Raw genomic sequence first — 22008 nt, 5'->3', positions numbered from 1 at the left:
TCACTTTCATTTTTTTTCTTGTTTTGTATAAAAGAACTGCTTTTCAGCATAGTAACCAAAAATAAATTGATAATCCAAGGGATCATTGATATCCTTCTTTGCCATTAGGGGGCTGAGTAATTGGACAATTTCTGCTCGCTCTTTGTCTAATTTATGAAAGATTCCATGAGCGTTTAATTTCACAGCCTCTTCATAAGGCTTGATTTTATTTGTCAAATTCATCATTAACTTGGCTGGCTGGCTGGTATAGGCATTCCAGTATCTCTCGGCATTTGTTATCCTATTAGATTCTTTCTTGTCCTTATTTGGATTCTCAATTTCATATTTTTTCAATTCCATCAATTCAAAAATAGCTAATAATCTTCCGAAGAGATAGGAACGATTAGTATTTTCGTGATCTAACATTGGTTTAAACTCCCTTCCATATTGTTTGTGTAAAATCGCTAAACTTATTTGCTGCACCTGAGACCAGTGATTAGGGTACTTTTGTCGCTGTTTAATATTCGTTTCTAACTTCTTAACGATAGTACTAGGCACTGGATTCCCATCAATCAAAGCTGTTACTAATTGCTGATATTGATCGCTCTTAAAACTGTCATTGTCCAATTCTAAATATCGTTCTCTATCAACACCGTAAGCAGCATTAATAATCTCACTAAAAGTAGGCGTTCTAAATTTATAATCTTCTACTTTAGTTTTTGGTTCCCAAGAGTAATTTTCCTGCCATGATTCCAGATTTTTCAATAATTGTGAGACCTGGAGCTGACGGAAATATTTTAAAGCAATACGACCATTGCTTGTTTTATTTAGTATTGCAACGTAGTAGGTTGCATCATTGCCAAATAATTTTCTTCCTTTGATAAACGAAGACCTTATTTTTTTATTTACTTGGTTCGGTTTGAGGAAAACCGAACTGTCTTTTTGGTCTATATCATCTTCAAATAATTCATTAAAAACCGGCTTAACAATATCCAATTGACTCTCATTCGCTAAATCATCACTAAACCAATTGATCAGATATTGTGACGATCCTAGCCAAGTACTACTGTTTTTATTTTCTAGCAGATACTTAATCATTAAATGAATTTTTTCTGAAGTTTCATAGCCAACACTAAAAACATCTTCTCGCTCCTTAAAGCGCCCTTTATAGGCCTCTCCTTTATTACTAACCGAAATAATTTTAGCATTCCCCATCAGTCCTCGATGCTTATTGGTAATTTGCTCCGTTCGTCCGCTAATATTACATATTCCCAAATTATACTGATTAGCTCTTACAAATGAAATATATGATTGATGTAATTCCTTGTAGCTAGTCACTGATTCATCTTTAAAGCCATTAAATCGTACAATTGAAAACTCTAGGAAATAAGCGGATAAATCAACAGTCTTGTTTTTTCCATCAGAGTCAGAATAGGTGATTTTCAATCCCTCTCTTTGGTAATGCTCACCATATAAAGACTGAAGAATGCTACTTAGAAAATCTGTTTGGAGAATAAAATGCTGAATTTTCATCAAAAAATCCTTGACTTTACCTTCCTCACAGTAAGCAATCCAACTAGCTAATTGTTTATGAAAATCATCATATTGTAATTGACTCACCTCTGGTATATAATAAGAAAACTTGTCTACAAGAGGATGTGGAGCAGGATTGCTACCAGATCTTGCTACAGAATTTGCAGTCACAGGAAATATAATCGTTTGATTATCATACATGAATTCTGCCTTATAGAAACTGCCATCCTGATCCAACTTAACTGCAATAATATTTTTACCATTTGACTTCAAACTAGTATGATAAATCGGAAGCAAAACAGGATTGTCCCCACTTTGTTGGTCAACTAAGCCAATTTCTTCTGCTTTTTCATAAGCTTTTAAGAGAGAAGTAAAAAAATCCATTATTCTTCTCCTTTCTCCATAGCGTCATATTCCTTAAGTTCATCATCAACGGACTTAATCTGGCCAAGTGTCTTAAAGGTATAACTAGATAAAGTATTTACAATTTCACACTCAGACTGAGGCTTAAACTTAATCAACCCATTCTCCATCACTGTTTTTGTAAAATAAGATTTTAATGGTGTCGTTTCGTCTTTTGGATAAGCAAAAGAATGGAACATAATACCTAAATCAATAGTAACGCCATCATAATAAGAAGGGGTGTTCTCATACTCTTCCTGACTAATTTCATCGACTAGGCCAAAGCATTCCGTTGTGCCAAGAAAAATATGTCTCCGGCCACCTTTTCGAATAGAACGTTCCATAATGGCTTCATGCTTTTTAGGTAGCCGATCTTGCATCAAATCTTCACGATTCTCATTCCAAATGAAATGGAATTTCACTAGATATTCCACATCACTCAAGTATGAAACATAACTCAAATCCGCACTGTAATCATGTAACAAAGCACGAACACCATGTAGCTCTGTCTGAATTTGATTCATGACCTTAACTTCAGTCACAACATTTGTGAATGTCGGCTTGTAGTACACAGCATCAATTATGCCTTGGAGAGCTTGTCGAGTAGGGGTACTATAAGAGCTCCTTTCGCTTCCGCCTTTAGTTGCAGGATTTGTAAAGATAGCCTGATCCCCACGCACCCTCGCATAGAAATTTCTTGATCTGTACAAGGTTAAAACCTCCTTCTGTGATTCTATAAACCTATCTTAGCACTTGAAACTTCAAAAGTCAATTATTTTCTTTCTATATTTAGTGTTTATAAAATATCTGTTGATTATATGAATCAATTTTGATATAATCTAGCCATCATAGTGCTATCTATGTGGATTGAAATTATATTTAGTGCTTATTTATACTGAATTACAGGTCAACGAAGTCCTCTACTGACTCTCGTCGACCTGTTTTCTTTTAATTTTTACATCAGGAAACTTCCTGACTCTAGGGTGATCCCCTTTTTCTCATCATAATAACCATCTGACAATATCTGAATTTGCCCATTCAAATATGATTTTGTCGCTTCAAGTATTTGATCGTGCTGACGAACATTTACCGTATAGGGCTGCAATTCCTTTAAAAGTGCTTTTATTGTTTGATAGTCTTCGACAGATGGGCAATCATATTCACACAATTCTTCTAAAACCAACAACTTTTCAATAGCTTCTCCATACGGAACCAACACCCCTATTGTGTCATTGTTTATTAAATTCATCCTCAAACCAGCAGTTTTAAAGGCTTGTTTTAACTTTCCTTTAAAATCATTTCTGTCTTGATATGAATTTATGCTTAAATAATCATAAACTGATTCACCATGCGATAAAGGATAATCCATTGAACCTTGATTATTAGCATAATAATATTCAAAAAAATCCCGATTTAAAAGTGACATTTCAATAGGCGATGAGATCTTATGGATAATATGCTCTGTGGCGTCTTTCTTAGCTTTTATTTCTTTCAAGCGTGATAGATTTTCCTCTTCAGCGGTAAGATTGACCAAGGTAACTTGACCTTTATCACGTTTACCTTCACGATTGCATCGTCCACTAGCTTGCACAATTGAATCAACTCCTGCATAAGATCTGATGACGCGATTAAAATCAATGTCAACGCCAGCTTCAATTAGTTGCGTACTAATACAGATAATAGGTATTCCTTTTTTTAGATACTGTTTAATTTCCGATATAATGTCTAATCTGTGCTGAGCACACATATTAGTCGAAAGTTGATAAATAGGTCTATCAGTCAATCTTTCAAGCATCATATAAAATTTATCAACTGTCTTCTTGGTGTTAAAAATCGCAAGAATAGACTCGTCATTTTCCAGTACAAAATCTACTAAATCTGACAGATTGGAATGTTGATTGTTTTCATCAAATTTTCTAAGTTCTGTTCTTGAAAAGACTTCTTTTTCTTCATTAGTTAACTCGACTATATCAGTAGCTTCAGCATATTTCCCACCATAAGAAAGTTTATGTTTAATAGCAGTAGAATCATAAGCAGGCTGTGTAGCCGTACATAAGATAATAGTCGTGTTCATAACTTTATTTAAGAAATTCATGGTTAAATTAAATAAAGTTGTCACCTCAATAGGCAATGATTGCACTTCATCTAAAATCAAAACACTATTCGCTAAACTAGAAAAACGGCGAATATTTGCTGATTTAGTTTTAAATAAAGTTTGAAAAAATTGAACCATTGATGTCAAAACGACTGGACTATCCCAACTTTCTATCAGGTACTCTGGTAATAAGCTCTCTTTTTCGTCTCCCTTATCCTCGTTCTCTTGTTTGTTCTGTACAACATTTGAATGATGCTCTCGTACCCCATCTTCTCCAATAACTTTTTTAATAGCTGCTGCATTTTGTTCTAAAACAGATAAAAAAGGCGTAATATAGAAAAATCTTGATTTATTTTGGTCAACTAACTGATGAAAGGCATATCTCATACTAAGATTCGTTTTCCCAGCGCCAGTAGGAAGATCTAAACGATAGATTCCCGTTGAATCTTTTTCCCCTCTACTCTTAACTCGTTCACCAATTTGTGAACGAATCTCATTAAGTCTTGTAGTTGGATGACTAAAGCTACGATATTTTCGCTCAATAGCTTCAAGATAAGAATCATTTAGTTTTTGTTTTTCTTCATCTTTTAAAGGTTCAATGAGCAAGCCATAAGCATTGACAGTATCTAGTATATCTGCATTCTTCAAAAAAGATAAGTACATGCGAATAAAACAACCACTATAATATTCTTTCTCACTTTCATCAGACCAACTAAGTTTAGACCAGGCTTGCTGGTAATTTGTAAATGCTTTTTCGATTAAATCGTTTAAATCACAGTAACCATGAGGATTTAATTCAGCTTCTAATTCTTGAGCAAAAGGTAGAATATCTTCTTGGTAAGCAAGATTATTCATACATTTTGTCATTCTATGCCTTAATTTATTGAATGCAAATTGTTCTGCTTGAACACCTTCATCTTCCAGAAAAATATTATACATACCGTGGTGAGCTGAAATAACATAAGCACTGATCTCCTGAAAAAGTATCCTATCTTCCATTGGAATACTTGATTTTTTTAAACATGCTTGTATACTTTGAAAGAGATAGATAGCTCCAGCAGATGAATGATCAACATGCTTGTTAGGTTGCATTTCCAATTTATCTTGAAAAGCTTTATTTGCCTTACCTAAATCATGATACAATCCTAGCAAAAAAAGCACATCCCCTTGTCCTAAAGACTCTGCTTGTTTTCTTCCACTTTCAGCAACATTTGTTAAATGTATTTTTAACGATTGCATTTCGTTCGTATCACGATTATAATGAGCTTTTATCATTTTTACCCTCATTTCATTTAGTGTTAATGTTGGAAAAATATTCCAATCTTAAATCTCTAATTTAATAAAACTTCCGGATTTTAAAGCGCTTTCATTTTTGGAGAAAATAGTTTCTGAAGTATTATAGACAGATTACAGAATACTTAAAAGAATAATGTCTTAGTCCTAGAAAATGAATCCTTTATCAATGCGACCATATAGATTAAAACATTACTAATGATCTATACTATAATTATTTAACTTTAATAAAAATCACTGATAATCTTCATAGGAATATATTCAAAACACTATATTAATATCATTGTAAACTTAAAAACTAAAAATTTCAATAGATTATGAGTATTTTTGTTACTTTCTATTAAAAAACGCTACAACATTTGCTGTAGCACTCATTTTTCATTCTTCTATATCTCCATATCTACAGTTATAAAGACTGATATTACTCTCGTTACTCGGTAATGACAGCAAGCCATCTGACTCCTTTAGGCTGAGGATTTCAACTAGTCTTAGAAGAGAATAGTTTTGTTGTAATTATTTTAGAACGATTTTATGAACAATCTTTTGTCCACACTCCTCTTTAATTTTTGTAAAAAGTGAGCGCTAATGCTTGTGTGCTCCACTGCAAAAAACTTACTTTCATCATCTAGCTTCCGATAGACCAATCTCTTTTGAGCATGTATAAGTCTATACCCATCGTTTAGAGCAACAAGAAGAAAAAAATCATAATCGAATAAGAAATATTTTCGAAACTTTTGGGGCAGATTTGGGTCAAATATAACAAAAACCCTTGTTAATCAAGGGTTTTAAGTGTTGTTTAATGTCCCCTGCTGGAATCGAACCAGCAACTACTCCTTAGGAGGGAGTTGTTATATCCATTGAACTAAGGGGACTAGAGAAAAACTCTGCCAAGTGACAGAGTCATTTCTGATATTAACGACGGATTTCTTTGATACGCGCTGCCTTACCTTGCAATGCACGAAGGTAGTACAATTTAGCACGACGAACTTTACCGTAACGAACGACTTCAATCTTATCAACACGTGGAGTGTGGATTGGGAAAGTACGTTCAACACCTACACCGTTAGAGATTTTACGAACTGTGTAGTTTTCTGAGATACCAGCACCTTTACGAGCGATAACGACACCTTCAAAGATCTGGATACGTTCGCGAGTTCCTTCGACAACTTTCGCGTGAACGCGGACAGTGTCACCAGGACGGAATGCAGGGATATCTGAGCGAAGTTGACCTTCAGTCAAACTTTGAATTAATGGATTCATTTTTTCTCCTATCTTGCTAATCTTGTAGTTCTAGACGACAGCGGATTAGCCGTTTTTTTAGTGCATCCATTTATGCACAAAGTATATTATATCAAAATTCTAGCAAAAGTAAAGATTTTTAGATAAAAATTCCTAAAAGAATGGCTAAAAATCCTATAAGGTAGGTCAGCATCAGATAGAGGTTAAATTTCTTCTTATCTGAGAACAGCTCTGCTAATTCCGCATTAAAGGTTGAAAGAGTTGTTAAACCGCCACAGAAGCCAGTTGCTAAAATGCTATACAACTGTTTATCTTGGATATGATTATAAAAATATCCAATCAAAAAGGCTCCCAGTACATTAGCCATCAAGGTGCCTATTGGCAAAGCAGCTCTGCTATTAACCTTAGAAAAAAAGTAACGGACAAGAGCTCCTAGACCGCAAGCAATGAGCAAAAACCAAATCATGCGGTCACCTTCCTTCCAGCCCATAAAGCAATGCAAAGGCTGCCCCCGATACTCAAGGCAAGATATAGGAGCAATTCTGGATAACGACCCAAATCCAGCAATTTGAGCGAATCTAATAGAAGACTAGAAAAAGTCGTCAAGCCGCCACAAAATCCCGTCGACAAAGCCAATAACAAACGCTTAGAAACTTGCTTACGACTGAGATAGCCTTTAACCAAATAGACTAACAAGAAAGTTCCCAAATAGTTAACCAAAAGTGTCGCTAGCGGAAAATATCCCGTAAATGTGAAAAAGGATGAGCATTGATAACGAAGTAAACCGCCTAGCATAGCTCCCAAGAAGATTACTAAAGAATTTTTTACTTCACTCATCGAATTTGTTTCTCCTGAAAAGCACGTGAATGCTTTAGGATATCCGCAAAGGTCGCTAGAATCGTTTCTTGATAGTTCTTATTTTCAATCTTGCTCGCAACTCTAGCAAAGATCCTTTCTTCTCGCTTAGGATCTGTGACGGCCTTCCCAGTTGATTTTTTAAAAGCCACAACTTGGCCGACCAGATTCATACGCTGCTCTAGTAAGGCAACGAGTGCGTCATCTACTTGGTCAATTTCCCGTCTGATTTCTTCTAACATCATCTCATTCCTCCTCGTATTCTATCTATCATATCAAAAAATAGTAAAATCTTCTAGTTTTATCCTAAATAGAAAAGGGCCACTGGACCTTAAATTAAAAGAAAACTCGCAAAAGCGAGTTTTTATCCGCAGATTAAAAAGGTCCGCTGGACCTTTTTAACCAACTGACCCTTCCATACTCATGTTGATGAGTTGGTTGAGTTCGACGGCGTATTCCATTGGTAGTTCTTTGGTAATGGGTTCCATAAATCCGTTGATAATCATAGCTGTGGCTTCTTCTTCGCTGATTCCTCGGCTCATCAGGTAGTAGAGCTGATCCTCAGACACTTTGGAAACCTTGGCTTCATGCTCTAGCGCGACATTGGAATTATGGATTTCATTAAAAGGAATGGTATCAGAACTGGACTCGCCATCCATCAGAATGGTATCGCACTCGATATGAGATTTGGAACCTGCGCTATTCTTGCCAAAGCGAACCTGACCACGATAGTCTGTCTTGCCGCCATCCTTAGCCACTGATTTAGAAATTAAGGTACTGGAAGTCTTGGGCGCATTATGAAAGACCTTGCAGCCAGCATCCAAGTGCTGACCATAGTTGGCAAAAGACATGGATAGAACAGAAGTTCTGGCATTTCGGCCATTAAGAATGCTACAAGGATATTTCATATTGACCTTACTGCCTAAGTTCCCATCAATCCACTCTAAGGTGCCGCCTTCCTCAACAATCCCCCGCTCCGTTACGAGGTTATAGACATTGTCCGACCAGTTTTGAATGGTCGTATAGCGGAAAAAAGCATCCTTTTTGACAATGATTTCAACATTTGCCGCATGAAGACTATTGCTTGTGTAAGTCGGTGCTGTACAACCCTCAATGTACTGGATAGAGCCACCCTCCTCGATAATCATCAAGGAGCGCTCAAACTGGCCGGCATTTTCACCATTGATACGAAAATAGGTCTGAACAGGAACTTGGCACTGGACGTTCTTAGGCACATAGATAAAGGTTCCGCCGGACCAAACTGCACTATTAAGAGCAGAGAATTTATGCTCAGCATTTGAAATCACAGTACCAAAATACTGCTTGACCAAGTCCGGATATTCCTGCACAGCCGTATCCGTATCAGTAAAGATAATCCCCAACTTGGCAAATTCTTCTTTCATATTATGGTAAACCACTTCCGATTCGTACTGGGCCACAGCTCCAGATAGAAAGCGCTTCTCGGCTTCTGGAATTCCCAAGCGATCAAAGGTTTTCTTAATCTCCTCTGGAACTTCATCCCAACTGCGAGCCCGATCTCCGCTTAGTTTTTGGTAGTAGATAATATCATCAAAGCGAATACCTGATAAATCTGGTCCAAAGTTAGGCATGGGTAGCTTATGAAAAAGTTCCAAAGAGCGGAGGCGATAATCCAACATCCACTGGGGCTCATTCTTGATTTCTGAGATTTCTCGAACCACTTCTTCTGTCAGGCCCTTACCAGTTGAAAAGAGTGGCTTGACATTATCATGAAAACCAAAGGCATAGTCGCGTTCTTTCATAGGAACTCCTCCTTTATCTAAGGGATAACGCTTACTTATATTATACTCCTAATCATGAGAATTGTCAGAAAATAATACTTTAACAAAAGAAAAACGGCCACAGCCGCTCTCCATATTGTCATTTTAAACTTTACTTACCAACTCTTCCGCAAATGCTTCCAAGCGCTCGATATCATCTTCTTCTGCAGAAAGATCTACTTTGACACATTCTGAACCTTTCACTGCTCCTGTAGCCGCAAAAACAGCATCAAAATCATCAACAGCCTTGCAGAATTCGTCATAAAAAGTATCGCCTGAACCGACCACTCCATAGACCTTGCCAGACAAATCCAGTCCAGACAAGTCTTCGTAGAAGTCCATCATCTCATCAGGTAGCTCACCATCCCCATAGGTATAGGTCGCTACAATCGTAATATCCGCTTCCAAGAAATCTTCTGCATCGACAGTGGTACACTCGTCCACTTCAACTTCTACATCTAGTTCTCTTAGCTTATCCGCCACAATATCGGCAATTTCCTCGGTGTTTCCAGTCATACTGGCAAATACAATTTTCGCTAAGGTCATAGTTCCCTCCAAATTATAATCTTCATTCATTATAACACATCTTTTTTATTTTAAAAATAAAAATTCTTGTGCTACAATAACTAGAGAAAGTTTAAGAGGTTTACAATGAGTATCTATAGCAAAATTCTGAAAAAAATTAAAGAATACGATAAAATTATCATCCACCGCCACATGCGCCCTGACCCAGATGCAATTAGCAGTCAAGTCGGCTTACAAAAACTTCTCCAGCTCAACTTTCCTGAAAAATCCATCAAAGTGACAGGTTATGACGAGCCAACCCTCACTTGGCTGGCAAAGATGGATGAGGTAACAGATGCGGACTATGAGCAGGCCTTGGTAATCGTGTGCGATACAGCCAATACTCCCCGCATTGATGATCAACGCTACAGCATGAGCGACTTTTTGATTAAAATCGACCATCATCCCAACGATGATGCCTACGGAGATTTGCTGCTGGTTGATACAGATGCTAGTAGCACGAGCGAAATTATCGCTCTTTTTGCCTTCGAAAATCACTTAGAAGTAAATGACTATATCGCTAAACTTCTTTATGCTGGCATTGTTGGGGATACAGGTCGCTTCCTCTATCCAGCAACTACTGCACGCACATTTGAAGTAGCTGGAAAACTCCGCCAATACGCTTTTAATTTTTCAGAGCTTTCTCGAAAAATGGACTCCATTACTCATCAAGTTGCCAAACTGCAAGGTTATGTGTACGATAATCTGGAAGTGGATGAAAATGGTGCTGCGCGTGTCATCCTATCGCAGCAATTATTGAAAGACAATCGATTGACTGATGCTGATACTTCAGCAATTGTAGGTGCACCCGGACGGATCGAAGATGTCCAGATGTGGGCCATCTTTGTCGAACAGCCTGACGGCCATTATCGTGTGCGGATGCGCAGTAAATTTACTCCAATCAATGAAATTGCTAAGCAACATGATGGAGGTGGCCACCCACTTGCCAGCGGTGCCAATGCTTATTCCAAAGATGAAGTGGACGTAATTTATCAAAAATTAAAAGAAAGAGCAAAAAAGTAAGAAAATCATCCAAAAGACTTGTCAAATCATTTAGAATTTGATAAACTATCAAAGTAACTAATCTATGGCTCGCAAAGAGTCCATGGCAGAAAGGATTTTTTTAAAATGAGAAAAGACATTCACCCAGAATACCGTCAAGTTGTATTTATGGACACTACTACTGGCTACAAGTTCCTTAGCGGTTCAACTAAACGTTCAAACGAAACTGTTGAATTCGAAGGTGAAACTTACCCATTGATCCGTGTCGAAATTTCATCAGACTCACACCCATTCTACACTGGACGTCAAAAGTTCACTCAAGCAGATGGACGTGTGGATCGTTTCAACAAAAAATACGGTCTCAAATAAGAACTGTATTGACATTAAAAAGAATGTTGATACAAAGCCAAATCCGAGAAATCGGATTTGGCTTTTTTGTTTTTTCCAATAGAAAATCCTTCGAAATCTGGAATGAGGCAACATAACTACTGTCACTCATTCCTTCATCTCAAAGGATTGGTTTCAACTATTGATCTTCTTTCAATTTTTCTCGCTCAAGGCGAAGTTTGCGATTCGGATTTAGCCGGTTGAAGAGTTCCTCCAGCTTTTTTGCATTCCAAACATCTGCTGCTGAGACAAAATTGCCATTTTCGTCTCGGAAAGATATTGGTTTATCACCCATTACATATCTCCTTAGTCAACAAACTCAAACTCAAACTTACCGATGCGCACCAAATCTCCGTCTTTGGCACCACGCGCACGAAGTGCTTCGTCAACGCCCATACCGCGCAACTGACGAGAGAATTTCATGATGGACTCATCACGGTCAAAGTTAGTCATTGTAAAGAGTTTTTCTAGTTTATCACCTGAAAGCACCCATGTAGCATCATCATCACGAGAGATTTCGAAGGCTGGTGTTTCTTCATCAAAGCCATAATAAGCCTCGTCTTCCATATCGGATTCTTCATAAAGCAGAAACTCAGGTGTCTTATCCAGTAGCTCAGCTGTCGCATCTAAGAGCGTGGCAAGCCCCTGCTTGGTCAGACTAGAAATAGGGAAAATCTGTGGCAACTCTTCAAATTCGTCATAATTGGCAGCCAGTTTTTTCTTGAATTCTTTCAAGTTTTCTGCGCTATCAGGCATATCCATCTTGTTGGCTACAATGATCTGCGGCCGTTCCATCAAGCGCAAATTATAGGATTCTAGCTCTTTATTGATCGCAAGGTAATCTTCATAAGGATCGCGACCCTCACTGGCAGACATATCAATAACGTGCAAAATGACCCGTGTCCGCTCGATATGACGAAGAAACTGGGTACCTAAGCCCACTCCCTGACTGGCTCCTTCGATCAAACCTGGTAGATCGGCTACAGCAAAAGATTCCCCAGACTGAGTCCGAACCATGCCCAGATTAGGAACAATCGTGGTAAAGTGATAGGCTCCGATTTTCGGCTTAGCTGATGTAATCACACTTAGTAGGGTTGATTTTCCAACCGAAGGAAAACCAACCAAACCAACATCAGCCAGCACTTTTAGCTCCAGCAGTAATTCTCTTTCCTGACCGGGCTCCCCATTTTCAGAAATTTCCGGAGCAGGATTTTTAGGTGTAGCAAAGCGAATATTGCCACGACCACCACGACCGCCATGCGCTACGATGAATCGTTGACCGTGTTCAATCAAATCCGTAATGACCTTGCCAGTTTCAGCATCACGCACGGTCGTCCCCTGCGGTACACGGACAATCAAATCCTCCGCTCCTCGACCATGCATTCCCTTAGTCATTCCTTTTTCGCCTGATTGAGCCTTGAAATGACGATTGTAACGGAAATCCATCAAGGTACGCAGTCCTTCGTCCACGACAAAAATCACATCGCCGCCACGACCGCCATCGCCGCCCCAAGGTCCGCCATTGGGGACATATTTCTCTCGACGAAAGGCTACCATGCCATCGCCGCCTTTGCCAGCCTTGACTTGAATCTTGGCTGTATCTAAAAACATACTCATATAAATTCTCGCTTCTTTTTTACTCTAAAAAAACGCCTTGCAGCGTTTAGGATTAGAAGATTACGCCGATAGCTTGTGCAAAAATTGCACCAATCGTTACAAGTAACATGATTACCACGACCAGCATTGTCAATTTTTCAAATCCAGTTTTTTTACGTTGTCCGTTATCTCCAAAAGCCACTTTATTACCTCAATTCCTAGATTACTCCCTATATTTTAACACGATTAGCATACTTTTTCAAATATTTACGAGATGAAAAAGAAAAAGAGAGGTTTTACTCCATTAGCCAAAGAATCCTAAAGGATATTTATGGAAATAATTTAAAAAGATTGAAGAACTCACTCCAAATAGGAGGCTTCTCCAATCTTTTGACTTTTATTCGATACCAATTTCAGCACGGACGACATCCGCAATTGTGTCCACATAATAGTCCACTTCTTCGTGAGTTGGCGCTTCAGCCATGACACGCAGAAGCGGTTCTGTCCCACTTGGGCGGACAAGGATACGGCCGTTTCCTGCCATTTCAGTTTCCATTTTTTCAATAATGTCTCTGATGGCTGGTACTTCCATTGACTTATCTTTCATAGCATTTTCGACACGAATATTGACCAATTTTTGTGGGTAAATAGTCACTTCTGCCGCAAGTTCAGACAAGCTCTTGCCAGTTTCTTTCATCACTTTGGTTAATTGTACCGCTGACAATTGACCATCACCAGTGGTATTATAATCCATGATAATAACATGTCCAGATTGCTCGCCACCTAGATTATAACCGTTCTTGCGCATTTCTTCTACCACATAGCGGTCACCAACGGCAGTCACTACTTTATTGATGCCTTCGCGCTCCAAGGCTTTGTGGAAACCAAGGTTGGACATAACCGTAGTCACAATTGTATTTTGAGCTAATTGACCTTTTTCAGACAGATACTTGCCGATGATGTACATAATCTTGTCACCATCTACAATATCGCCATTTTCATCAACGGCAATCAAGCGGTCACTATCGCCATCAAAAGCGAGACCAATTGCCGCACCTGACTCACGGACTGTTTCCTGTAAGCCTTCTGGATGAGTGGAGCCTACATTTAAGTTAATGTTGAGACCATCTGGATTTTCTCCGATAACAGTCAGCTGGGCACCCAAATCGGCAAAAATTTGACGGGCACTAGTTGAAGCAGCACCATTTGCTGTATCAAGGGCAACATGCATTCCTTCAAGATCTAAACCAGTTGACACGATATATTGTTGGTACTTACGCAGGCCTTCAGGATAGTCCACGACTTTTCCTAAGCCCTCTGCACTTGGACGTGGAAGGGTATCTTCTGCTGCGTCCAGCAAAGCTTCGATTTCAAGTTCACGCTCATCATCCAGTTTATAACCATCGCCACCAAAGAATTTGATGCCATTATCAAGAGCTGGGTTATGGCTAGCCGAAATCATGACACCCGCACTAGCTTTTTCGGATTTGACCAAGTATGCAACACCTGGAGTAGCAATCACACCAAGTTTGTAGACGTGGATCCCCACAGAAAGCAGACCTGCAATCAAGGCACTCTCCAGCATTTCTCCCGAAATGCGTGTATCACGGCCAACAAATACCCGAGGAACTTCACTTTCGTGTTGGCTCAGAACATAGCCACCAAAACGGCCTAGTTTAAAAGCCAATTCCGGCGTTAATTCCACATTAGCTTCTCCACGAACACCATCGGTTCCAAAATATTTACCCATTTTTAAAATTTTCCTTTCAAATCTTGCATTTATTTACTAGATGAATTCGAACTTGAGCTCGATTTGGAGCTTGACGAATTCGAATGTGTGGTTTTGGTCGTAACTTTCATCGTTGTTTCAAACGGTGTCACAACACTTGGCAAAACATTCCCATTGGCATCCATGGCCTGCAAGGATGCTGCTCCACTATAATTTCCTGAAATAGTGACATTGCTTGGTAAAACTGCTGCGACATGATTAACTTTTTCCAAAGTTTCTTCATCGCTTGTCACTGTCACTTCTTCGTGCTCCAAGCTCACATTTGTGATAGAAATATCTTCTGCAACCTGACTGCCTGTGATGAGATACTTCACTGGCACTTTCTTGCTTGCTTTTTTACCTATCTTGACTGAAATTTTTTGCGGATTAACCGTAGCAGACAGGCCGCTAGGTAGATTTTCGACTTTCAGCTGCACTTCGACTGTTCCTTCTGATGCATTGGATAAATCTGCTACCACATGGAACTTCCGTGTACTCTCTTGCATTTCGCTACTTAAAGCCACTCTATTAGAACCCGTTAAAACAACACTAGCCTCGGAAGTAAAGCCGCTAATGAAGTACCGTTCACTATCATACTTGATATCAATCGGGACATTAGAAATCGTATTGCTGTAAGTTTCCGAGGTCACTTGGCGAATGCTGATACTATTTTGAAAACTACTAGACGTCGCATAAATAAACAAAACCAAAGCAAAAAATAAGGAGGAGATAATATAGAGAATTTTTTTACTTTGTTTCATTCTTCCATCCTCCTAGGATACGATTCTTTAGGCTCATTTTCTCATGCTTGTCTGATAAGAGAACTTCCCGAAGTTGTGATTCGAACTCGCTCAAACTCAAGTCATGCTTGAAGACTCCATTATGTGTCGTAGAAATACCGCCTGTCTCCTCAGACACGACAAAAGTAAAGGCATCTGAAACTTCTGAAAGGCCAATCGCAGCCCGGTGACGAGTCCCAAATTCCTTGGAAATACCTGTGCTTTCGGTAAGCGGCAAATAGGCACAAGAGGCAGCGATCTTATTATCTTTGATAATAACTGCCCCATCATGCAGAGGCGTATTAGGAATGAAAATATTGATCAACAGTTCCCCAGAGATATCCGCATCCAGTGGAATTCCCGTTGCAATGTATTCCTGCAACGTTCGAGCGCCCTGAATAGCCACCAAGGCACCGATCTTACGCGGACTCATGTAAGCTACTGCCTTAACAAAGGCTTGAATCAATTTCTCCTCGCTGCTGACTGGCGTGGCCGAAAAAATCTCGGTTGCTCTACCCAGCTTTTCAAGACCAGTCCGAATCTCAGGCGAGAAAATCACCACCGCTGCAATAACACCGTAAGTAATAACCTGATTGATCAACCATGAAATGGTCGTCAAACCAATGATATTCGCTAAAAACTGTGCCAAGATGAAGAAGAGCACTCCCCGAACCAGAATCATAATTTTGGTTCCGGCAATTGCTTTAGTAAAATGATATAAAATCCAGGTGACTAAAGCAATATCAATAATGTTGATTAAAATATTCCAAGGATTACTGAATACATTAGCCCAGTATTGGAGATTGGTTAATTGTTGAAAGTTCATTGCATAGTGGCCCTCCCAGTCAAAAACAAACAGTTCTCAACCATTATATCACTTTTAAGGATATTTTTCTGTAACCTTCTTTACTTTTTTATGATAAAATATTTCTTATGAAGATAAATACAGCATTGGGCCTCTTGGCAGGCAAGTCCTCCCACTTTGTTCTCAGCAAAATGGGACGCGGCTCGACTCTGCCAGGGAAAGTTGCCCTCACATTTGACAAAAACATTTTGCAAAACTTGGCCAAAAACTACGAAGTTGTTGTTATTACCGGAACCAATGGAAAAACTCTGACTACAGCTCTAACAGTGGGCATTCTCAAGGAAGCTTTTGGCGAAGTGGTGACCAATCCCAGTGGTGCCAATATGATTACCGGGATCACCACGACCTTCCTAACAGCTAAAAAAGGCAAATCTGGCAAACATATCGCTGTTCTGGAAATCGATGAAGCCAGTCTGTCTCGGATTTGTGATTATATCAAGCCTAGCCTCTTCGTCTTTACCAATATTTTCCGTGACCAGATGGACCGCTATGGTGAGATCTACACAACTTACCAGATGATTTTAGATGCTGCAGCTAAAGTACCTGAAGCAACTGTGCTGATGAATGGTGACAGCCCTCTCTTTAACTCGGTCAGCCTGAAAAATCCTGTCTGCTACTATGGATTTGACACGGAGAAAAGCCAACCTAAGCTAGCACACTACAATACAGAGGGTATCCTCTGTCCTAAGTGCGAGCATATCCTCAAGTACGAGCTCAATACTTATGCCAATCTCGGAGCTTACATCTGTGAGGACTGCGGCTTCAAGCGCCCTAAGCTTGACTACACCCTGACCTCTCTCAAAGCACTTGAGCACAATCGCTCTGCCTTTACCATTGATGGACAAGACTATCAGATTAATATCGGTGGTCTCTACAATATCTACAATGCCTTGGCCGCTGTGTCAGTTGCTCAGTTCTTCGGAGTTGAGCCGGCTACTATCAAGACTGGCTTTGACAAGAGCAGAGCTGTCTTTGGCCGTCAGGAAACTTTCAAAATCGGCGATAAGGAATGTACCTTGGTCTTGATCAAAAATCCGGTCGGAGCCACCCAAGCCTTGGAAATGATTGAGCTGGCACCTTTTGACTTTAGCCTATCTGTCCTGCTAAATGCCAACTATGCGGACGGTATTGATACTAGCTGGATCTGGGATGCAGATTTTGAGAAAATTCTAGAAATGAATATTCCTCAGGTCATTGCAGGCGGTGTGCGCCACTCAGAGATTGCACGTCGACTGCGCGTGACGGGCTATCCAGCAGATCAGATTACCGAAGTCAAAGATTTGGAAGCAGTCTTTAAGTTGATTGAAGAGCAAGAAACCAAACACGCCTATATCCTAGCTACTTATACCGCCATGCTGGAATTCCGTGAGTTGCTGGCAGAACGACAAGTAATCAGAAAGGAGATGAACTAATGGTTTATAGATCCCTCGTTTCTCCTGAAAACCAGGACTATCACTATGACTTAAAAATCGCTCATCTCTACGGCGACCTTATGAATACCTACGGCGACAATGGCAATGTTCTCATGCTCAAGTATGTAGCTGAAAAGCTAGGTGCTAGGGTTGAGGTTGATATCGTTTCTCTAGAAGATGACTTTGACAAGGATAGCTACGACATCGTCTTCTTTGGCGGAGGTCAAGACTATGAGCAAACGATCGTGGCTCGTGACCTGCCAGCTAAAAAAGATGCCTTGGAAAACTTTATCAATGACAACGGCGTTGTGCTAGCTATCTGCGGTGGCTTCCAACTCTTAGGCCAATACTATATCGAAGCTTCTGGCCGTAGAATCGAAGGTCTAGGCATCATGGGACACTATACTCTCAACCAAGTCAAGAATCGCTATATTGGTGACATCAAGATTCATAACGAAGAATTTAACGAGACCTACTACGGCTTTGAAAACCACCAAGGACGAACCTTCCTCTCTGACGATGAGAAACCTCTGGGCAAGGTCGTCTATGGAAATGGTAATAATCAAGAAGACGGCAACGAAGGTGTCCACTACAAGAATGTATTCGGATCCTATTTCCATGGTCCCATCTTGTCTCGCAATGCGAACTTGGCCTACCGTCTAGTGACCACTGCTCTGAAAAATAAGTATGGCTCTGCCATTGAACTGTCAGCCTATGAGGACATCCTAGCCCAAGAAACTCAAGAAGAGTACGGCGATGTCAAAAGCAAGGCTGAGTTTGAATAAATAGGAGAATTGTTATGAAAGAAAAATTCCACTATATCCTGCTCTTAATTACCATTCTATTGGTGGCCAGTATTTCCTTGGCCAATATGCAGAGCGTCAATGTTAGCTTTATCGTCTTCAACTTCAAACTTCCCTTGATTATATTGATTTTGGTCTCTGTTCTCCTGGGCTCTGTCACGACCTTTCTCATCAGCATGCCAAAAAATTTCTCACTAAAAAATGAGCTTAAGAAAACCAAAGAAGCTCTGAAAACATCTCAAAAAGAAAACTAGGTTGGAAATTCCAGCCTAGTTTTTTACTACTTTGTTTCAACAAAACCAAATTTATCTAAAGGAGAGATACGGAATTCTACAATTCCCTTAATCTGCTCCTTTTTGATCAGACCAAATTCTCGACTGTCTTTCGTATTTTCGCGTCGATCATTTAAGATTAAAAAAGAATTTTTAGGGATGGTATCAGAAGTCGCTCCTTTTAAGTCAACAACAGAAAAATCGTGGGTATAATAGCCCGTGCTGGCAGCCGAAGCCAGATATTTCTCTCGCATCTTTTCGATATATTGCTCTGATTGCACCTGATCGTTCAGATACAGCAAGTTATCCATATAGGTCACCTTGTCATTTTCCATAGCAATAACACGGCCGACATATTCTTTTCCATCGACCTCATAGAGGGCAAATTCCCCACGAGCAAGCTTGGCTGTCTTATCCGCCAAGACCAAATCATTTTCCGCTAAGAAAGAATTGGCATCTTGCTTGGTGATACGATAAGGTGTATAGACAAACAAGCGTAGCCCCACCAGAATGGCAATAAATACCGTCACAATGATAATATTTCTCAGTAAATCTCTCTTTAACATCTCTCTCCCCTGTCCTTTTGTTCTATTATATCATTTTTCATGGGATTAGACAAAACACAGAGATAAGAGAGGATCACGTTTAACAAAATTGTAAAAAATGAAAAGGCAAAGCCTATTGAGGAGCTTCCTCAATTGAATTTGCCTTTTTTATTTTAATCTTCTTTAGCCACGCGTGATTTGTTAGCAATATCAGCTAGGATAGCTTGAACAAAATCATCAACTGAAACAGTTTGTGTTTCTTTTTGTCCATAGCGACGAACGTTGACCGTTCCGTCTTCCATTTCCTTGTCTCCAACGATCAATTGGTAAGGAATTTTGCTGGTTTGTGAGGCACGGATCTTGAACTGCATTTTTTCATTGCGTTCGTCCACATCAGCACGAACACCGCGGTCACGGAGTTTCTTCGCCACTTCCCATGCGTAGTCCACATGTTTTTCGTTGGATACTGGGATGAGGGTCACTTGGTGTGGTGCAAGCCATGTTGGGAAGGCACCCTTGTAGTTCTCAATCAAGATAGCTGTAAAGCGTTCCATGGTTGAGATAACCCCACGGTGGATCATAACTGGACGGTGTTCTTCACCGTCAGCTCCGATATATTTGAGGTCGAAGCGTTCTGGAAGCAAGAAGTCAAGCTGGATAGTCGAAAGGGTTTCTTCTTTTCCGAGAGCTGTCTTAACTTGGATATCCAATTTTGGTCCGTAGAAGGCTGCTTCACCTTCGGCTTCAAAGTAGTCCACGCCCATTTCATCAAGAGCTGCACGAAGCATGGTTTGGGCATTTTCCCACATCTCATCGTTGTCAAAGTACTTGTGAGTATCTTGAGGGTCACGAAGAGAGAGACGGAAGCGGTATTCAGTCAAGTTGAAGTCTTCATAAACATCGATAATCAACTGAAGGGCACGTTGGAATTCTTCTTGGATTTGTTCAGGAGTAACAAAGAGGTGACCATCGTTGAGAGACATTTCACGCACACGTTGAAGACCAGTTAGGGCACCAGATTTTTCGTAACGGTGCATCATACCGATTTCGGCGATACGGATTGGCAATTCGCGGTATGAGTGAACATGATGTTTGTAGACCTGAATGTGGTGTGGGCAGTTCATTGGACGAAGAACGAATTCTTCCCCGTCACCCATGTCCATAGTTGGGAACATGTCTTCTTGGTAATGGTCCCAGTGACCAGAAGTCTTGTAAAGCTCTACTGAAGCAAGTGGTGGAGTGTAAACGTGTTGGTAGCCAGAAGCCAACTCCTTGTCGACAATGTAGCGTTCCAATTCACGACGGATAGTCGCACCATTTGGCAACCAGAATGGCAAACCTTGACCAACCTCTTGAGAAATCATGAAGAGGTCAAGCTCTTTACCGAGTTTACGGTGGTCACGTTCTTTGGCTTCTTCGCGCATTTGAAGGTAGTTCTTCAAGTCTTTCTTGTCAAACCAAGCTGTACCGTAGATCCGTTGCATCATGGCATTATCGCTATTTCCACGCCAGTAAGCACCAGCTACATGGAGAAGGTGGAAGATTTGGATACGGCCTGTTGAAGGGACGTGCGGGCCACGGCAAAGGTCCACATATTCACCCTGACGGTAGATAGTCAACCCACCTTCGTCTTCAGAGTGTTCTTCAATCAATTCCAACTTGTAAGGGTCGTTTTTAAAGATTTCACGGGCCTCGTCTTTGGTTACTTCCTCACGAATAGATGGGAAGTTTTCTTTGACGATCTTCTTCATTTCTTCTTCGATACGAGGAAGATCTTCGTTGGAGATTTGACCAGCTTGATTGTCCGTATCGTAATAGAAACCATCTTCAATCGCTGGACCAACACCCAAGTGAATATCTGGGAAGAGGCGACGAGCTGCTTGGGCGAACAAGTGGGCAGCTGAGTGGCGCAAGATTGGAAGGGCATCTTCGTGATCAGGTGTCACGATTTCGATGCTTCCATCTTCAGTGATAGCACGAGTCGTGTCGATGAGTTTGCCATTGAATTTACCAGCTAAGGCCTTTTTAGCTAGGGAATTGCTGATAGATTGGGCAATTTCAAAAGTTGTAACGCCAGATTCGAATTCACGAACAGCGCCATCTGGGAAAGTAATCTTAATCATGGTTTTCTCCTTAAAAATTTATCATATTTTATAACTGAGGGTTGAAGAACTGGGAAACTAGCTATCAACAAAGAATGATAACAATCAATTTCATTTTAGCTTTTTCATTCTAAAAATAAAGAAAAGCGTAGAAATAAATAGATAGCCTACCAAAGAAAGAATAAGAGACAGATATTCCTCCTGAGTCATCTCACCTCTCATGTATATTCTTATCGGATAACTTTTGATCGCATTGACCAAATAGATACCAGCTGTCAAACTTAAAAGATATCCTGTTATAATGAGTTTCTTGTTGTTGAAAAACATTAAGATACCAAGAAAGGGGGCAAGAAATGGCAAGAGAGGAATGAGTAGAAAAAATGAAAAGACGACAATATTTTCCGTTCCCCATAGACTGAGCGTATTCATTAGCCAGACATAGACTAATAGGAAGGTACAAGCCATCATCCAAGATAAATATTTCTTCAAATCTATCACCTCATTCAGCTCTTGGCTAAATTCATTTTAACTTTGTCGTAACTATTCTCCATACAAAAAACGACATCCTCGAAAGGACGTCGCAACGTGGTTCCACCTTCATTTATGCAAGTCAAAAAGACCTACACCTCTGATTGGCTCTAACGTAGCCACCGTTTTATGTTTTCATAAAATCTAGTAGAGTAGTCCCAACTGCATCCTCTACGCGATTTCCAGCTCC

23 protein-coding genes and 1 tRNA gene are annotated in these 22008 nt (G+C 40.0%); 5 read left to right on the top strand and 19 right to left on the bottom strand.

What is annotated here, in order from left to right:
* Positions 1-6: 6 nt before the first annotated feature.
* The 10 genes from cas8c to D8790_RS04020 form a co-directional block, all read right to left on the bottom strand.
* Complete coding sequence (cas8c, locus tag D8790_RS04065; RefSeq protein ID WP_125387662.1) at positions 7-1896, bottom strand: type I-C CRISPR-associated protein Cas8c/Csd1; 1890 nt, start codon at positions 1894-1896, stop codon at positions 7-9.
* The gene (gene cas5c, locus D8790_RS04060; protein ID WP_125387661.1) at positions 1896-2624 is read right to left on the bottom strand and encodes a type I-C CRISPR-associated protein Cas5c; all 729 of its coding nucleotides are present in this window, start codon (positions 2622-2624) and stop codon (positions 1896-1898) included. Before cas5c ends, cas8c begins: the two co-directional genes overlap by 1 nt.
* A gap of 245 nt (positions 2625-2869) precedes the next feature.
* Complete coding sequence (gene cas3 / locus D8790_RS04055) at positions 2870-5284, bottom strand: CRISPR-associated helicase Cas3' (protein WP_185761905.1); 2415 nt, start codon at positions 5282-5284, stop codon at positions 2870-2872.
* Positions 5285-6102: 818 nt separating this feature from the next.
* Positions 6103-6174, bottom strand: a tRNA-Arg gene (locus D8790_RS04050).
* Positions 6175-6214: 40 nt separating this feature from the next.
* A complete protein-coding gene (gene rplS, locus D8790_RS04045; RefSeq protein ID WP_005590628.1) occupies positions 6215-6562 on the bottom strand; it encodes a 50S ribosomal protein L19 in 348 nt (115 codons plus the stop codon).
* 118 nt (positions 6563-6680) lie between these two features.
* Positions 6681-7007, bottom strand: coding sequence for a fluoride efflux transporter CrcB (crcB, locus tag D8790_RS04040; RefSeq protein ID WP_185761904.1), 327 nt, complete (start codon positions 7005-7007; stop codon positions 6681-6683).
* A complete protein-coding gene (gene crcB, locus D8790_RS04035; protein ID WP_125387658.1) occupies positions 7004-7378 on the bottom strand; it encodes a fluoride efflux transporter CrcB in 375 nt (124 codons plus the stop codon). Before crcB (D8790_RS04035) ends, crcB (D8790_RS04040) begins: the two co-directional genes overlap by 4 nt.
* Entirely contained in the window at positions 7375-7641 is a 267-nt protein-coding gene (locus D8790_RS04030; RefSeq protein WP_125387657.1) for a chorismate mutase, read from the bottom strand. The genes crcB (D8790_RS04035) and D8790_RS04030 overlap by 4 nt, the downstream gene beginning before the upstream one ends.
* 153 nt (positions 7642-7794) lie before the next feature.
* Positions 7795-9177: a Fe-S cluster assembly protein SufB gene (gene sufB / locus D8790_RS04025; protein WP_125387656.1), complete on the bottom strand. Its 1383-nt coding sequence runs from the start codon at positions 9175-9177 to the stop codon at positions 7795-7797.
* Positions 9178-9300: 123 nt separating this feature from the next.
* Entirely contained in the window at positions 9301-9741 is a 441-nt protein-coding gene (locus D8790_RS04020; RefSeq protein ID WP_037586414.1) for a flavodoxin, read from the bottom strand.
* 105 nt (positions 9742-9846) lie between these two features.
* Between D8790_RS04020 and D8790_RS04015 the strand changes: the two genes are divergently transcribed.
* Entirely contained in the window at positions 9847-10782 is a 936-nt protein-coding gene (locus D8790_RS04015; RefSeq protein ID WP_125387655.1) for a DHH family phosphoesterase, read from the top strand.
* 105 nt (positions 10783-10887) lie between these two features.
* Entirely contained in the window at positions 10888-11130 is a 243-nt protein-coding gene (locus tag D8790_RS04010) for a type B 50S ribosomal protein L31 (RefSeq protein ID WP_048763695.1), read from the top strand.
* A 157-nt stretch (positions 11131-11287) separates the two neighbouring features.
* Here D8790_RS04010 and D8790_RS04005 read toward each other — a convergent pair whose 3' ends face one another.
* The 6 genes from D8790_RS04005 to cdaA all read right to left on the bottom strand — a co-directional run bounded on the left by D8790_RS04005 (position 11288) and on the right by cdaA (position 16117).
* On the bottom strand, positions 11288-11443 hold the full coding sequence (locus tag D8790_RS04005; protein ID WP_125387654.1) for a hypothetical protein: 156 nt from the start codon (positions 11441-11443) through the stop codon (positions 11288-11290).
* Between the two features lie 11 nt (positions 11444-11454).
* On the bottom strand, positions 11455-12765 hold the full coding sequence (gene obgE / locus D8790_RS04000) for a GTPase ObgE (RefSeq protein WP_125387653.1): 1311 nt from the start codon (positions 12763-12765) through the stop codon (positions 11455-11457).
* 52 nt (positions 12766-12817) lie between these two features.
* Positions 12818-12946 (bottom strand): DUF4044 domain-containing protein, encoded by a 129-nt coding sequence (locus D8790_RS03995; protein ID WP_065426516.1) that lies wholly within the window; start codon positions 12944-12946, stop codon positions 12818-12820.
* Between the two features lie 195 nt (positions 12947-13141).
* Positions 13142-14494, bottom strand: a complete 1353-nt coding sequence (gene glmM, locus D8790_RS03990) for a phosphoglucosamine mutase (protein ID WP_125387652.1) — start codon at positions 14492-14494, stop codon at positions 13142-13144.
* Positions 14495-14523: 29 nt separating this feature from the next.
* Entirely contained in the window at positions 14524-15273 is a 750-nt protein-coding gene (locus D8790_RS03985; RefSeq protein WP_048763687.1) for a CdaR family protein, read from the bottom strand.
* On the bottom strand, positions 15260-16117 hold the full coding sequence (cdaA, locus tag D8790_RS03980) for a diadenylate cyclase CdaA (RefSeq protein ID WP_125370609.1): 858 nt from the start codon (positions 16115-16117) through the stop codon (positions 15260-15262). Before cdaA ends, D8790_RS03985 begins: the two co-directional genes overlap by 14 nt.
* Before the next feature lie 107 nt (positions 16118-16224).
* On the opposite strand from cdaA, the gene murT reads away from it, so the two are divergent.
* The 3 genes from murT to D8790_RS03965 are packed head-to-tail and all read left to right on the top strand — an operon-like array spanning position 16225 to position 18625.
* Positions 16225-17568, top strand: a complete 1344-nt coding sequence (gene murT / locus D8790_RS03975) for a lipid II isoglutaminyl synthase subunit MurT (RefSeq protein WP_125387651.1) — start codon at positions 16225-16227, stop codon at positions 17566-17568.
* Complete coding sequence (gene gatD, locus D8790_RS03970) at positions 17568-18353, top strand: lipid II isoglutaminyl synthase subunit GatD (protein WP_125387650.1); 786 nt, start codon at positions 17568-17570, stop codon at positions 18351-18353. Before murT ends, gatD begins: the two co-directional genes overlap by 1 nt.
* 14 nt (positions 18354-18367) lie before the next feature.
* A complete protein-coding gene (locus D8790_RS03965) occupies positions 18368-18625 on the top strand; it encodes a LapA family protein (protein WP_125387649.1) in 258 nt (85 codons plus the stop codon).
* A 26-nt stretch (positions 18626-18651) separates the two neighbouring features.
* On the opposite strand, the gene lepB is transcribed toward D8790_RS03965, so the two are convergent.
* From lepB to D8790_RS03950, 3 genes are all read right to left on the bottom strand, one after another.
* On the bottom strand, positions 18652-19209 hold the full coding sequence (lepB, locus tag D8790_RS03960) for a signal peptidase I (RefSeq protein WP_015605388.1): 558 nt from the start codon (positions 19207-19209) through the stop codon (positions 18652-18654).
* Positions 19210-19361: 152 nt separating this feature from the next.
* Entirely contained in the window at positions 19362-21311 is a 1950-nt protein-coding gene (gene thrS / locus D8790_RS03955) for a threonine--tRNA ligase (RefSeq protein WP_125387648.1), read from the bottom strand.
* A 90-nt stretch (positions 21312-21401) separates the two neighbouring features.
* Positions 21402-21758, bottom strand: a complete 357-nt coding sequence (locus tag D8790_RS03950; RefSeq protein ID WP_125370710.1) for a hypothetical protein — start codon at positions 21756-21758, stop codon at positions 21402-21404.
* Positions 21759-22008 lie beyond the last annotated feature (250 nt).

It is taken from the genome of Streptococcus cristatus (assembly GCF_003943535.1).
Lineage (GTDB): Bacteria > Bacillota > Bacilli > Lactobacillales > Streptococcaceae > Streptococcus > Streptococcus cristatus_L.
Note: the sequence above shows the minus strand (reverse complement) of the source record. Positions and strands in the feature narration are given on the sequence as shown.

Bases quoted from the DNA above. Each gene is read 5' to 3' on its own strand.
- cas8c (WP_125387662.1), bottom strand. From the start codon at position 1,896: ATGGATTTTTTTACTTCTCTCTTAAAAGCTTATGAAAAAGCAGAAGAA.
- cas3 (WP_185761905.1), bottom strand. From the start codon at position 5,284: ATGATAAAAGCTCATTATAATCGTGATACGAACGAAATGCAATCGTTA.
- rplS (WP_005590628.1), bottom strand. From the start codon at position 6,562: ATGAATCCATTAATTCAAAGTTTGACTGAAGGTCAACTTCGCTCAGAT.
- crcB (WP_185761904.1), bottom strand. From the start codon at position 7,007: ATGATTTGGTTTTTGCTCATTGCTTGCGGTCTAGGAGCTCTTGTCCGT.
- crcB (WP_125387658.1), bottom strand. From the start codon at position 7,378: ATGAGTGAAGTAAAAAATTCTTTAGTAATCTTCTTGGGAGCTATGCTA.
- D8790_RS04030 (WP_125387657.1), bottom strand. From the start codon at position 7,641: ATGATGTTAGAAGAAATCAGACGGGAAATTGACCAAGTAGATGACGCA.
- sufB (WP_125387656.1), bottom strand. From the start codon at position 9,177: ATGAAAGAACGCGACTATGCCTTTGGTTTTCATGATAATGTCAAGCCA.
- D8790_RS04020 (WP_037586414.1), bottom strand. From the start codon at position 9,741: ATGACCTTAGCGAAAATTGTATTTGCCAGTATGACTGGAAACACCGAG.
- D8790_RS04015 (WP_125387655.1), top strand. From the start codon at position 9,847: ATGAGTATCTATAGCAAAATTCTGAAAAAAATTAAAGAATACGATAAA.
- D8790_RS04010 (WP_048763695.1), top strand. From the start codon at position 10,888: ATGAGAAAAGACATTCACCCAGAATACCGTCAAGTTGTATTTATGGAC.
- D8790_RS04005 (WP_125387654.1), bottom strand. From the start codon at position 11,443: ATGGGTGATAAACCAATATCTTTCCGAGACGAAAATGGCAATTTTGTC.
- obgE (WP_125387653.1), bottom strand. From the start codon at position 12,765: ATGAGTATGTTTTTAGATACAGCCAAGATTCAAGTCAAGGCTGGCAAA.
- glmM (WP_125387652.1), bottom strand. From the start codon at position 14,494: ATGGGTAAATATTTTGGAACCGATGGTGTTCGTGGAGAAGCTAATGTG.
- D8790_RS03985 (WP_048763687.1), bottom strand. From the start codon at position 15,273: ATGAAACAAAGTAAAAAAATTCTCTATATTATCTCCTCCTTATTTTTT.
- cdaA (WP_125370609.1), bottom strand. From the start codon at position 16,117: ATGAACTTTCAACAATTAACCAATCTCCAATACTGGGCTAATGTATTC.
- murT (WP_125387651.1), top strand. From the start codon at position 16,225: ATGAAGATAAATACAGCATTGGGCCTCTTGGCAGGCAAGTCCTCCCAC.
- gatD (WP_125387650.1), top strand. From the start codon at position 17,568: ATGGTTTATAGATCCCTCGTTTCTCCTGAAAACCAGGACTATCACTAT.
- D8790_RS03965 (WP_125387649.1), top strand. From the start codon at position 18,368: ATGAAAGAAAAATTCCACTATATCCTGCTCTTAATTACCATTCTATTG.
- lepB (WP_015605388.1), bottom strand. From the start codon at position 19,209: ATGTTAAAGAGAGATTTACTGAGAAATATTATCATTGTGACGGTATTT.
- thrS (WP_125387648.1), bottom strand. From the start codon at position 21,311: ATGATTAAGATTACTTTCCCAGATGGCGCTGTTCGTGAATTCGAATCT.
- D8790_RS03950 (WP_125370710.1), bottom strand. From the start codon at position 21,758: ATGATGGCTTGTACCTTCCTATTAGTCTATGTCTGGCTAATGAATACG.